At 36.3% G+C, this 13,285-nt stretch carries 15 protein-coding genes and 1 pseudogene; all 16 read left to right on the plus strand.

The window, feature by feature from the left end:
* Positions 1 to 6 precede the first annotated feature (6 nt).
* The gene (locus D612_RS0101850) at positions 7 to 1,113 is read left to right on the plus strand and encodes a protein-glutamate methylesterase/protein-glutamine glutaminase (protein WP_017753774.1); all 1,107 of its coding nucleotides are present in this window, start codon (positions 7 to 9) and stop codon (positions 1,111 to 1,113) included.
* Between the two features lie 15 nt (positions 1,114 to 1,128).
* Positions 1,129 to 3,186, plus strand: coding sequence for a chemotaxis protein CheA (locus D612_RS0101855; protein ID WP_017753775.1), 2,058 nt, complete (start codon positions 1,129 to 1,131; stop codon positions 3,184 to 3,186).
* A 50-nt stretch (positions 3,187 to 3,236) separates the two neighbouring features.
* Complete coding sequence (locus tag D612_RS0101860; RefSeq protein ID WP_017753776.1) at positions 3,237 to 3,707, plus strand: chemotaxis protein CheW; 471 nt, start codon at positions 3,237 to 3,239, stop codon at positions 3,705 to 3,707.
* A 4-nt stretch (positions 3,708 to 3,711) separates the two neighbouring features.
* A pseudogene (locus tag D612_RS17700) lies at positions 3,712 to 4,353 on the plus strand (chemotaxis protein CheC).
* Positions 4,346 to 4,843, plus strand: coding sequence for a chemotaxis protein CheD (locus D612_RS0101870; protein ID WP_017753779.1), 498 nt, complete (start codon positions 4,346 to 4,348; stop codon positions 4,841 to 4,843). Before D612_RS17700 ends, D612_RS0101870 begins: the two are co-directional and overlap by 8 nt.
* A complete protein-coding gene (locus D612_RS0101875; RefSeq protein ID WP_017753780.1) occupies positions 4,843 to 5,256 on the plus strand; it encodes a hypothetical protein in 414 nt (137 codons plus the stop codon). Before D612_RS0101870 ends, D612_RS0101875 begins: the two co-directional genes overlap by 1 nt.
* Before the next feature lie 25 nt (positions 5,257 to 5,281).
* Positions 5,282 to 6,049, plus strand: coding sequence for a FliA/WhiG family RNA polymerase sigma factor (locus tag D612_RS0101880; RefSeq protein ID WP_017753781.1), 768 nt, complete (start codon positions 5,282 to 5,284; stop codon positions 6,047 to 6,049).
* 35 nt (positions 6,050 to 6,084) lie between these two features.
* Complete coding sequence (locus D612_RS0101885) at positions 6,085 to 7,476, plus strand: DUF342 domain-containing protein (RefSeq protein ID WP_017753782.1); 1,392 nt, start codon at positions 6,085 to 6,087, stop codon at positions 7,474 to 7,476.
* 20 nt (positions 7,477 to 7,496) lie between these two features.
* Positions 7,497 to 7,811, plus strand: a complete 315-nt coding sequence (locus D612_RS0101890) for a hypothetical protein (protein ID WP_017753783.1) — start codon at positions 7,497 to 7,499, stop codon at positions 7,809 to 7,811.
* 1 nt (position 7,812) lies between these two features.
* A complete protein-coding gene (locus tag D612_RS0101895) occupies positions 7,813 to 8,361 on the plus strand; it encodes a hypothetical protein (RefSeq protein WP_017753784.1) in 549 nt (182 codons plus the stop codon).
* A gap of 149 nt (positions 8,362 to 8,510) precedes the next feature.
* Complete coding sequence (gene rpsB, locus D612_RS0101900; protein ID WP_017753785.1) at positions 8,511 to 9,212, plus strand: 30S ribosomal protein S2; 702 nt, start codon at positions 8,511 to 8,513, stop codon at positions 9,210 to 9,212.
* A gap of 109 nt (positions 9,213 to 9,321) precedes the next feature.
* Positions 9,322 to 10,206, plus strand: a complete 885-nt coding sequence (gene tsf / locus D612_RS0101905) for a translation elongation factor Ts (protein WP_017753786.1) — start codon at positions 9,322 to 9,324, stop codon at positions 10,204 to 10,206.
* A 105-nt stretch (positions 10,207 to 10,311) separates the two neighbouring features.
* Positions 10,312 to 11,034, plus strand: coding sequence for a UMP kinase (gene pyrH / locus D612_RS0101910; RefSeq protein WP_017753787.1), 723 nt, complete (start codon positions 10,312 to 10,314; stop codon positions 11,032 to 11,034).
* Positions 11,035 to 11,036: 2 nt separating this feature from the next.
* Positions 11,037 to 11,594, plus strand: coding sequence for a ribosome recycling factor (gene frr, locus D612_RS0101915; protein ID WP_017753788.1), 558 nt, complete (start codon positions 11,037 to 11,039; stop codon positions 11,592 to 11,594).
* A 100-nt stretch (positions 11,595 to 11,694) separates the two neighbouring features.
* Positions 11,695 to 12,471: an isoprenyl transferase gene (locus D612_RS0101920; protein WP_017753789.1), complete on the plus strand. Its 777-nt coding sequence runs from the start codon at positions 11,695 to 11,697 to the stop codon at positions 12,469 to 12,471.
* A gap of 18 nt (positions 12,472 to 12,489) precedes the next feature.
* A complete protein-coding gene (locus D612_RS0101925) occupies positions 12,490 to 13,278 on the plus strand; it encodes a phosphatidate cytidylyltransferase (RefSeq protein ID WP_017753790.1) in 789 nt (262 codons plus the stop codon).
* The last annotated feature ends 7 nt before the right edge of the window (positions 13,279 to 13,285 follow it).

The following is a 13,285-nucleotide window of genomic DNA, read 5'->3' on the forward strand; positions in this document are numbered from 1 at the left end:
TTATACATGACGAGTCCAATTAAGGTGTTAGTAGTTGATGATTCAGCATTTATGAGAAAGCTTATCTCAGACTTCCTAAAAGGGGACTCTCGTTTTCAAGTTGTAGCTACTGCAAGGGATGGGCTTGATGCTATTAAAAAGGTGAAGCAATTCCAACCAGATGTTGTTACACTTGACATTGAAATGCCTGAAATGAATGGCCTTGATGCATTAAAGGTAATTATGAGTGAGAACCCAACCCGAGTAGTAATGCTTTCTAGTACAACTCAGGAAGGCGCTGAAAATACAGTAACAGCTATTGAATATGGTGCAGTAGATTTTATTGCTAAGCCATCAGGTGCAATATCACTTGATTTACACAAAATAAAAGGTGAAATACTTACTAAAATCTTGATGGCGTCTAAAGCCAATATTCGTGGAGTGTCGTCGGCCACTGCTTTAACGACTAATACACAAATAGCTAATAAACTGGATTCTAAAGAAACTAGCATTGTGAAACAAGATGGCAAGCCAATAGTCGGGTCAATGATCAGCACCGGCAAGAAGCTACTTTGTATAGGGACCTCAACTGGTGGGCCAAGAGCGTTACAGCAGGTTTTAACGAAGCTTCCAGCAACTATAGATGCTCCAATTTTGATCGTTCAACATATGCCAGCAGGCTTTACAAAATCATTAGCTATTAGATTAGACACTCTTTGTGCGATCCGTGTAAAAGAAGCAGAGGATGGAGATACACTCCAAAAAGGGACTGCCTATATCGCCCCTGGTGGATATCATTTAAAAGTAAAAAGTGTTGGTAGTAATTTGAACATTTATTTAGATTCATCTGACCCAAGAAACGGACACCGCCCTGCGGTCGATGTAATGTTTGAATCAATAGCTCAGTTAAAAGGCTATGAAAAGGTTGCCGTTATTATGACTGGGATGGGCTCAGACGGAACACTTGGTTTGAAAGCATTAAAAAATTCAGGATCAACAATTGCAATTGCTGAGTCAGAAGAATCTTCAATTGTATTCGGAATGCCGAAATCTGCTATTGCAACAAATTTAGTTGATGAAGTGGAACACCTTGAAAAAATTAGCTCTACTATTTTAAAGTACATTAATGCTTAAAAAGGGGTGTAAAGTATGGATACAAATCAGTATTTAGAGATGTTTATTGATGAAAGTAAAGAGCATTTGCAATCCATTAATGAACAATTATTGGCACTCGAAAACGATCCAACTGACATGGGGATTGTAAACGAAATTTTCAGATCTGCACATACTCTTAAAGGTATGTCTGCAACGATGGGCTATGAGGATTTGGCTAATTTAACCCATAAGATGGAAAATGTATTAGACGCAATAAGGAATAATAAAATTGTCGTTAATCCAGACATTTTAGACGTTGTGTTTGCTTCAACAGATGATTTGGAAGCCATGGTTAATGATATTGCTAGTGGTGGCGATGGGAAGAGAGATGTAACGGAAGTTGTTTCAAAATTATTACTAATTGAAAAAGGCGAAGACCCTAAATCCGCTAGTAAACAAACTACTCAAGAAGAACAAACTTCAAGTAAGGGTTCTGCAACAAGTGATTTGGAAGCTTTTGATCAATTCGAATTGACTGTTTTAGAACAATCAAGAGAACAGGGATTTGAAAGCTATCAAACAACTGTTAAGTTACGAGACGACTGTCTCCTTCGCGGTGCACGTGTATTTATGGTGTTCGAAATATTAGAACAAATTGGTGAAGTTATAAAATCAAATCCTCCTGTTGAAGATTTAGAGGAAGAACGTTTTGATTATGAATTTACTGTCGTATTAGTATCAAAAGAAAGCGCAGAAGATATTGAAAAACGTATAATGAAAGTTTCAGAGATTGAAAGTGTAACCGTAGTTAAGCTTACCGCTGATGATATTAAAAAGAAGCAAGTTCAAAAAGCTAGCAAAGCTAACAATCAACCAGAATCTGGCAATAGTGAGTCTGGTGAACAGCCTGATAGTAAAAAGACGAATGGTGGCACAAAGGAAAAATCAAAAGGACAAAGTGTTTCTAATAAAACGATTCGTGTTAATATAGAACGGTTAGACATTTTGATGAATTTGTTCGAAGAGCTCGTCATTGATAGAGGAAGACTTGAACAAATATCAAACGATTTGAATAATCCTGAGCTTCATGAAACGGTAGAAAGAATGTCGCGAATATCTGGCGACCTGCAAAATATTATTCTAAATATGCGAATGGTTCCGGTTGAACAAGTGTTTAACCGATTCCCACGGATGGTCAGACAACTAGCTCGTGATTTAAATAAAAAGATTAATTTGGAAATTATTGGTGCAGAAACTGAACTAGACCGTACTGTTATCGATGAAATCGGTGATCCGTTAGTACATTTAATTCGGAATGCTCTAGATCATGGTGTAGAAACACCGGAAGTTCGTCGTTCAAAAGGAAAGTCTGAAGAAGGAACAGTTGTTTTAAAAGCATACCATAGTGGAAATCACGTGTTTATTGAAATAGAAGATGATGGTGCTGGGATAAGTAGGGACAAAGTTTTAAGCAAAGCTATTGAAAGAGGCGTTGTGACAGCTGAACAAGGCGCGAATATGACGGACAAGCAAGTGTATGAACTAATAATGGCATCTGGGTTTTCAACGGCTGAAAAAATTTCAGATGTATCGGGTCGTGGTGTTGGTCTTGATGTTGTGAAAAATACAATAGAGTCATTAAGTGGATCTGTAACCATCGATTCAAAGGCTGGGGAAGGATCAATTTTCTCTATTCAACTGCCACTTACGCTTTCTATTATTTCTGTTATGTTGGTTGAAATTCAAGAAGAAAAATATGCAATTCCTTTATCTTCTATTATTGAAACAGCAATTATTAAGAAGGAAGACATTTTGAATGCACATAATCAAAAAGTGATCGACTTTAGAGGAAAAGTAGTTCCATTACTATTTTTGAAGGACATTTTTGAAGTCCCTGTTATGAAAGAGGATGATGAGTTCTTCTCAATAGTCATAGTCCGGAAAGGCGACAAAATGGCAGGTCTAGTTGTAGATTCCTTTATCGGTCAACAGGAGGTCGTTTTGAAGTCATTAGGAAACTATTTAACGTCTGCTTTTGCAATATCAGGTGCGACAATACTCGGAAATGGTCAGGTTGCGTTAATTATTGATTGTAATGCCTTAATAAAATAAGATACGATACTGGTTTTATTGAGGGTCATCCGCGTAAAGGAGGAAATCAAATGTCTGATACTTTAGTAAATGACTTAAAAGTAATTGTGTTTCAGTTAAAGGACGAAGAGTATGGCATACCTGTTCAACAAGTTCAATCAATTGAAAGAATGATGCATATCACTCGCGTCCCTAAAGTGGCAAAATTTGTTAAAGGTGTTATGAACTTACGAGGGGTTGTTACACCTATCATTGATTTACGGAGAAGATTTGGTATCGAGCCTATTGAGTATTCAGAAAGTACAAGAATTATTATTGTTGGTGTCGGTGATATGGAAGTAGGCCTTATCGTTGATGCAGCCAATGATGTAATTGATATACCAGAGGGTTCAATTGAACCACCGCCAGAAGTAGTGGGGTCTGTTGAAGTCGAATATTTAAATGGCGTTGCTAAGGTAGAAAAACGACTGTTAATCTTACTAAACTTGGAAAAAGTATTAAATACTGAAGAAATGAAAGAACTTAAAGTACTAGAGGGATAATGATATGTCATTTTTCGATAAAATAAAAAGCCACCATTTAGATATTTTGAAGGAAGTTGGCAATATTGGTGCAGGAAATGCCGCAACCGCTCTATCAAAAATACTTGGAAAAACGATAGATATGACAGTACCGAAAGTAAGTGTTGTATCCTTTGATGAAATGATGGATCTAGTAGGCGGATCAGAAAATGTCATTGCTTCAGTCTTTCTTAGAATAGAAGGGGATGCACCAGGTAGCATGTACTTTATGCTACCTTTAGAGCAGGCAGAGAAGTTTGTGTAACAAATGACAGGAGAAGAGGGCTTTTCTTTTGAAAACCCTCCTTATTCAGAACTTTCTGTATCTGCTTTACAAGAACTAGGGAACATGGTTTCGGGTTCTTATTTATCAGCCTTATCAGATTTTACTCAGCTTAATCTATATCCGTCTGTTCCAGCCCTTTGTATTGACATGGTAGGAGCTATTTTGAGCTATGGTTTAATGGAACTTTCCCAAGTTAGTGATTATGCTATTGTTATAGATACTGCTGTTAGTGAACAAACTTCTCCAAACAATGATAGTGTGAAGGGGCACTTTTTCCTTTTACCGGACCCTGATTCTTTTGGGAAAATTTTTAGTGCGTTGGGAGTTCCTATTGATGAATGAGACAGTGAATATTATTAAAGTCGGGATTGCCGATATGAATGTAGTCGAATCCCCAAATCTCATTCGTACGTCGGGTTTGGGGTCATGTGTTGGCGTAGTAATTTATGATTTGACGAAAGAAGCAGCTGGCCTAGCTCATGTTATGCTTCCCGATTCATCATTAGCCAAAACAGGTACAATTAACACTGCAAAATATGCAGATACCGCAATTGAGGAATTATTGAATCGCATCTATAAATTAGGTTGTAAACAAGCGAATTTAAAGGCGAAAATTGCCGGTGGTGCGCAAATGTTTCAATTTTCCGCACAAAATGACATGATGAGGATTGGGCCAAGGAATGTCGAAGCAGTAAAGAAAGAATTACAAAGGTTCCGGATTTCAATTACCGCTGAAGATGTTGGTGGGAATAGTGGCCGGACAATTGAATTTAACCCAGCGACAAGGAAATTAAATATTAGAACCGTGAATCAAGGAGTTAAGGATATTTAATGATAAATTCATTGTTGTTTAATGTTTTTACCGCCTTTTTTGGTTTTTTCCTTGTTGTTATCATATCAATTAAAACAAACACCTTGGAGACATCTTTCATTCGTGGCTTGTTATCGCTTATTTTATTTTTTTTCCTAGGTTTTGGCTTACGATGGGTAATTAAGTATGTTTTAAAGGATACTATTAATAAGAATGATAGTATAAATTTATCTAAACAAAGAGATACGAAGGATAAAGTAGCATACGATGGGAGCGGAATTTTGAGGCAATCTGTAGGAACAAGTCATGATCCGGCCTCTTTATCTTCACAATCTGATAATGATGAGGGTATAGGAGAGTCTTTTGAAGGGGACTTATATGAAAGAACATCGGAATATGTTCGTGAATTATTAAATGAAGATGACCAAAATTAAATTGGCTTTTTAAGGAGGGAAGGCGATGACACAACCATCAACAAATGAGGATCAAATATGGCAAAGATGGATAGAAACAAGAGATCCTCAAGCTGGTGATTCGTTAATCCGTCTTTATATGCCTTTAGTCAATTACCATGTACAAAGAATATCTGTTGGCTTACCAAAAAGCGTAAGCCGAGATGATGTAAAAAGCTATGGACTTATGGGATTATATGATGCCCTTGAAAAGTTTGATTATAAGAGGGATCTGAAGTTTGATACTTACGCTTCTTTTCGAATAAGAGGCGCTATTATAGATGGTCTCCGTAAAGAAGATTGGCTTCCGCGTAGCATGAGAGAGAAAAATAAGAAGATCGAGGCCGCAATCGACCGCCTTGAGCAAAAGCTTATGAGAAATGTAACAATTGAGGAAATCGCAATGGAAGTGGAAATGTCCGAGGATGAAGTTCAGCATATTATAACTGAAGGTTTTTTTGCCAATATTTTATCAATTGATGAAGGCACAAAGGATGCTGAAGAAAAAGAAGGTCTTAGCTTTACGATTCGCGACAAAAAAACTTTGACACCTGAAGAAGAGATGGTAAAAGAGGAGCTTTATAAAGTTTTAGCTAATGCCATTGAAGGCCTTAATGATAAAGAGCAGCTTGTTATAAGCTTATTTTATCAAGAAGAGCTTACATTGACGGAAATTGGACAAGTCCTTGGATTATCAACGTCGAGAATTTCACAAATTCATTCAAAAGCACTATTAAAACTACGAGGTTTATTAGGTAAGGCCTTGGCAATGTAAGGAATTTTGTAAAAAATTTTCGAGGGGATAAACCAATGGAAAAATTACAAGGATTGTTCAAGATAAAAATCAGCCCCGATAAAATGGAAGCCACCATCCAATATAATGATAAGCGTCCTAACAATGAATTGAATGTGAATGATCCATTTATCTTTGAGGAGCTGCTAGATTTCATCGCTGAAAATCATGTTACGTACGGATTATTGGAGGATGTAATTAAAAATGTTTATGCAAGACCTGAAGCTTTTCGGGAACCTGTTGTTATTGCAAAAGGGAAACCACCTATAAATGGTACCGATGGCTTCCTAAGAAACGAAATCATTACTGTATCAAAAAAAGAGATCGATCAAAAGCAGCATTTTATTAATTTGCGAGAAGTAAAACAAATACCATCTGTAGCAAAAGGACAAAAGCTGGCAACAATAATTCATCCAACTATGGGTGAAGACGGTTGTAATGTCTTAGGTCAAAAAGTACCAGCTAAAACCGGAAAACCCTATCGATTAAGACCTGGAAAAAATATTGAGCAAATTAATGATGAGATATTTGCGGCAATTGATGGACAAATTAGTTTTGGGGATCGGACTATTAATGTTTTTCCAATGTACGAGGTTAGAGGAGATCTTGACCTTAAAACAGGAAACATTGATTTTATAGGGAATGTTATCATTAGAGGCAATGTTCCCACTGGCTTTAAAGTAAAGTCAAAAGGGGATATACAAATTTATGGTCTTGTCGAGGGTGCAGAATTAATTGCGGACGGCTCGATATATATTACCGGTGGAATTGCTGCATTAAATAGGGGTATCGTAAAAGCTGGAGTGGATATTCATACTTCGTACATAAACCAAGCACACGTTGAATGCTGCCGTAATATTGAAGTAGAGAGGTCGATTTTTCACAGTAAATGTATTGCCGGTGGAAGCATTGTTACGAAAAATGGTACAATAGTAGGTGGAACTATATCGGTAGGTACCGGCCTCGAAGCCAAATCAATTGGGAATAAAATGCACACAAAAACTGATTTGTTTATTGGAATTAACGAAAGAATTGTTGAGCAGGAAAAGTCGTTACAGCATCAGCTTATTGATATAGAAGATGTTGTTTATAAACTTGAAATTGCTGTTAACAATCTAGCAATGAAATTAAAGCAAACGGGTACGCTTTCACCAAAAGAAAAGCAGCTGTTGGTAAAAAGTCGAAATACGATTGAACAGTACCGAAAAAAACAAACTGAAGTTCGAGAAGATTTAGATGAGCTCCATGCTTTGTTTACTAATTTTGAAGATGCCTATGTAATTGTTTCAGATGTGATTTACCCTAATACATGTATACATTTCGGTAAATATGTTCATTTGGCAAACCAACATTATCGTCATGTGAAAGTTCACTTAGTTGAGAATGAGGTAGCTTTTAGTCCGCTGTAATAAAAAAAGGAAGTGGTAAAATGGGTTTACGATTAGTTGAAATGCAGGTTGCGCTTCCAAGAACACAAGATGTCGGAAAAATGCAAGAACAAATGCAGCAAAAAGGACAGCACCTTCAAGAGCATTTAGCATCCATGCAGAATAAAGAAGATGAAATTAAAAGTAAACAAGTCTATAAAAAAGATGAACCAACAAAAAATCAACTGCAAAAGGATGGACAAGGCTCAAACAAAGAAGAATTACCGCAGAGAAGGCACAAAAATACCTCAAATACCAATCAAAATGAAAAGTTGCACCATCCCTATAAAGGAAATCTTATAGATATCGAGGGATAATATGGTCTCAATATTGATAGCAATTAGCTTTATTTTACATTTATTAGCTTTTTTCTGGATTATTTTACTTTCTATTAGAGTAAACAAATCAAAGGAAATTAATGCAAAACAAGTTGAAGTTCAAAAGGAAATTGAAGACATGTTTCAAGCCTATTTACTTGAAATGAAAGAAGAAAATGAAAAACTATTGCATATTATTGAAGAATCTGGGAAAACTAACAAAGTCAAACCATTAGCTCAAACAGCGACAAGCGAACCAATAAATGATATGCAAACTTCATATAAGCCATCGCCGTTACTTCAGGGGAAAATAGCAAAACAGACGTATCAAAGTCAAAAACCTCAACAAAGAGCCTCACTGACAAATGAAAAACCAAATAATTATGTGCCGCCCGTACCGGTAGGGGAAGAGCAATTTGAACAATCATTCACATCACAGGTTTTTCGCCTAAATGCGGATGGCCTTTCGGCCGGTGAGATTGCTAGAAAACTGAATAGAGGTAAAACTGAAATTGAATTATTGCTTAAATTTCGCGAACAAAGTAAATAAATATCTTGATACATGAGGAGCAATATGGTATAGTAACTTTCGGTGTTAAATACACACGCTCGTCGATTAAAGTATTGGTGCTGCATGATGTAGTGTTACTTTAGGATGAAATGAGCGGAGGAATTATAACCAATTAGGAGGAAAAAAGAATGTCAGTTATTTCAATGAAACAATTGCTAGAAGCAGGTGTTCACTTTGGACACCAAACACGTCGATGGAATCCCAAAATGAAGCGTTATATCTTTACAGAGCGCAATGGTATTTACATCATCGACTTACAAAAAACAGTAAGAAAAGTAGAAGAAGCATTTAACTTCATGAAAGAAGTTGCTGCAAACGGTGGTACTATTCTTTTTGTTGGTACGAAGAAACAAGCTCAAGATTCAGTGAAAGAAGAAGCTGAGCGTTGCGGAATGTACTATGTTAACCAACGTTGGTTAGGTGGTACATTAACAAACTTCGAAACAATCCAAAAGCGTATACAACGTCTTAAAGATATTGAAAAAATGCGCGAAGATGGTACTTTCGACGTTTTACCAAAGAAAGAAGTCGTAAATTTAAACAAAGAATTAGAGCGTCTTGAGAAGTTCTTAGGCGGTATTAAGGAAATGAAAGCAACTCCTGATTGCCTATTTATTATTGATCCTCGTAAAGAGCGCATTGCCGTTGCTGAAGCTCATAAATTAAACATTCCTATTGTAGGGATTGTTGATACAAACTGTGATCCAGACGAAATTGACTATGTTATTCCAGGAAATGACGATGCAATTCGTGCTGTGAAACTTCTTACTGCAAAAATGGCTGATGCTGTTATTGAAGCAAAACAAGGTGAAGAAATTACTACTGCATAAGAAAAGTAAACAATAAAGGTGGTAAGAGGGATAAGCCTTTTATCACCTTTTTTAAAAGAATAAATGGAAGTAATTACATAACATAACTGTAAACCAAGGAGGAATTTAAATGGCCATTACTGCACAAATGGTAAAAGAACTTCGTGAAAAAACTGGTGCTGGTATGATGGATTGTAAAAAAGCACTTACTGAAACGAATGGTGATATGGAAAAAGCAATCGATTATCTTCGTGAAAAAGGAATTGCAAAAGCTGCAAATAAAGCAGACCGTATTGCAGCAGAAGGAATTACAGCTATTAAGCATGACGGAAATACTGCAGTTATTTTAGAAGTAAATTCTGAAACAGACTTTGTTGCAAAGAATGAAGGATTCCAACAATTAGTATCTGAACTTGCAGGTCATATATTATCACAAAAGCCTGCAAACGTTGAAGAAGCGTTAAAACAAAATTTAAATGGTAGCGGTCCATCAGTAGAAGAGCACATTAATACTGCAATTGCTAAAATTGGTGAAAAGCTTTCATTACGCCGTCTCCAAGTCGTTGAAAAAGAGGATAACGATGTATTTGGTGTTTACCTCCATATGGGTGGACGTATAGGTGTATTAACTGTTTTATCTGGAACAAGTGATGAAAACCTTGCTAAAGATATTGCTATGCATGTTGCTGCGGTTAACCCACGATACGTTTCTCGTGATCAGGTTTCAGAAGAAGAAACAACAAGAGAGCGTGAAGTATTAACGCAACAAGCACTTAACGAAGGAAAGCCAGCAAATATCGTTGAAAAAATGGTAGAAGGCCGTCTTGGTAAGTTCTTTGAAGAGATCTGTTTACTTGATCAAGCCTTTGTTAAAGATCCAGATCAAAAGGTTGGCAAATATGTACAATCTAAAGGCGCTACTGTAAAAGGCTTTGTACGTTATGAAGTTGGAGAAGGAATGGAAAAGCGTCAAGACAACTTTGCTGAAGAAGTAATGAGTCAAGTAAACAAATAAGATTATGGTAGGGAACACGAAGTGTGTTCCCTATTTTAAGATGCAAATAGAATGATTGCTAGACCAATAAGATAGCGTAAAATTGATGTAACGGTGGAGGTTGTCATGACGAATCCTAAATACAAGCGGGTAATATTGAAGTTAAGTGGTGAGGCTCTTGCAGGTGATAAAGGATTTGGGATAGACCCAACCATTATTAAGAGCATTGCTACGCAAGTAAAAGAAATCGCAGAAATGGGTGTTGAAGTCGCTGTTGTTGTCGGTGGTGGAAATATTTGGCGTGGTAAAGTAGGTAGTGAAATGGGTATGGACCGGACAACTGCTGATTACATGGGAATGCTTGCAACATGTATGAATTCCTTGGCTCTACAAGATAGTCTTGAAAATTTAGGAATACAAACACGAGTCCAAACCTCAATTGAAATGAGACAGGTTGCTGAACCATACATAAGAAGAAAAGCTATACGGCATTTAGAAAAGAAACGTGTTGTTATTTTTGCAGCAGGAACAGGCAACCCATATTTCTCAACGGATACAACAGCAGCTCTTAGAGCAGCTGAAATTGAAGCGGACGTAATATTAATGGCAAAAAATAATGTTGATGGTGTTTATAGTGCTGACCCATCAATAGATAAAAATGCTGTTAAATATGAAACACTCTCATATTTAGATGTTTTGAAGGAAGGTTTAGCAGTGATGGATTCAACGGCTTCTTCTTTATGTATGGATAATAATATTCCATTAATTGTCTTCTCTATTATGGAGGAAGGAAATATTAAAAGAGCAATTATCGGTGAAAATATTGGAACGATCGTGAGGGGGAAATAATAATGGGTCAACAGGTTATTCGTAATACAAAAGAGAAAATGAACAAAGCGATTCAAGCTTACAAGCGTGAGCTTGCAACAGTCCGGGCGGGTCGTGCAAATCCATCAATTTTAGATCGAGTTCAGGTAGACTATTATGGAGCACCAACACCATTAAATCAATTATCTTCAATTACAGTTCCTGAAGCTCGGCTATTAGTCATTCAACCGTATGATAAATCAGTACTTCAAGAAATTGAAAAGGCAATTCAAAAGGCTGACTTAGGGTTAAATCCAACAAATGATGGTTCAATTATTCGAATCTCTATCCCACCATTAACAGAGGAACGCCGAAAAGCGTTAGTAAAAGATGTAAAGGCTATGGCTGAAGAAGCAAAGGTAGCACTTCGTAATATTCGTCGTGATGCTAATGATGAATTGAAAAAGCTAGAAAAAGATGGTCAAATTACTGAGGATGATCATCGTAGTTATACTGAAGATGTTCAAAAAGAAACAGATAACCATGTCAAGGAAATTGATAATATTACTAAAGAAAAAGAAAAAGAAATAATGGAAGTTTAGACCATTTCACGATACAATATAATGTACAGAACCCTCTATTATATTTCAGGGGGTTTTTTTACTATTAACGATTTTAAATTTAATTTGGTGGAGGATTCGAATGCTCGAAAAGTTCTCATTTCGAAAGGAGAAAACTGATTCAAAGGGATCAGTTTATTCACTAGAACAAATAGATCGTAGTTCTGTACCTAATCATATAGCCATCATTATGGATGGAAATGGTCGTTGGGCAAAAAAACGTGGGCTTCCTAGAGTTGCTGGCCATCATGAAGGAATGAAGGTTGTCCGGAAAATTGTAAAAGCTTCCAACGAAGTTGGAATTAGAGCTTTAACTCTCTATGCTTTTTCGACTGAAAATTGGAAAAGACCAAAAACTGAAGTTGATTATTTAATGAAGTTGCCAGAGGAATTTTTAGGGACCTTTCTACCTGAACTAATTGAAGCAAATGTTCAAGTTAGAGTAATGGGCAATAAAGATCAACTGCCACCCCATACACGAAATGCAATTACGAAAGCGATAAGTGAAACAAGAACGAATGATGGGCTAATATTAAATTTTGCCTTAAACTATGGCAGTCGTTTCGAAATTATTGAAGGTATTAAAAGCTTATTAAAAGAAAGCAACGAAGGTAAACTAAATATAGAGGAAATAAATGAAGAGGTTTTCGAAAGGTTTTTATTGAGTGCTGGTCTTAAAGATCCTGATTTGCTTATTCGAACTAGCGGTGAAATTCGTTTAAGTAATTTTATGCTTTGGCAGTTGGCGTATTCAGAGTTGTGGTTTACTGATATTCTCTGGCCGGATTTTAATGAGAACCACTTTTATCAAGCTATTGTCGAATATCAACGCCGGACGAGGAGATTTGGTGGCGTATAAATAAAGGTGAGGTACGTAATGAAAACTCGAATTATTACAGCTGTTTTTGCGATAGCAATTTTTTTGCCACTAGTCATCATTGGAAATACTCCATTTATTATTTTGGTCTATTTACTAGGGACCATTGCTTTTCGTGAATTATTGCGAATGAAAAGAATAAAGTCTTTATCAATACCTGGAATAATAGGTTTTGTTTTTTTGTGGGTTCTATTGATTCCACAGTCTTTGGTTATTGAAAATATTGGAACAAATTTTTCGAAAATTGAAGCTGCATTAATTGTGGTAATGCTGTTATTATCGTATACGGTTATTTCAAAAAATAAATTTTCATTTGATGATGCAGGGTTTATGATTTTATCAACATTGTACGTCGGAGTCGGCTTTTATTATTTAATAGAAACTAGGATGATCGGCTTAACGTATGTTTTTTATGCCCTTTTTGTTATTTGGGCTACTGACTCAGGTGCTTATTTTGTTGGAAGAGCCTTTGGGAAAAGAAAGCTATGGCCAGAAATTAGTCCAAATAAAACAATTGCAGGATTTGTAGGCGGTATTTTCTCAGCTTTATTAGTGGGTTGTGTATTCCAACTTATTTCCCCAATTCATGATTCTACATTTTTCTTACTGGCAGTTACAGTTGTTACATCCGTATTTGGACAGATGGGCGATTTAGTTGAGTCTGCTTTGAAACGTCATTTTATAGTAAAAGACTCAGGACATATTTTACCTGGACACGGAGGTATATTAGACCGCTTTGATAGTCTTTTGTTTGTTTTACCAATACTACATTTCTTACAGCTAATATAAGGAGTCG

It is taken from the genome of Calidifontibacillus oryziterrae (assembly GCF_000331575.1).
In the GTDB taxonomy this organism is placed as follows: Bacteria; Bacillota; Bacilli; order Bacillales; family Bacillaceae_J; genus Calidifontibacillus_A; species Calidifontibacillus_A oryziterrae.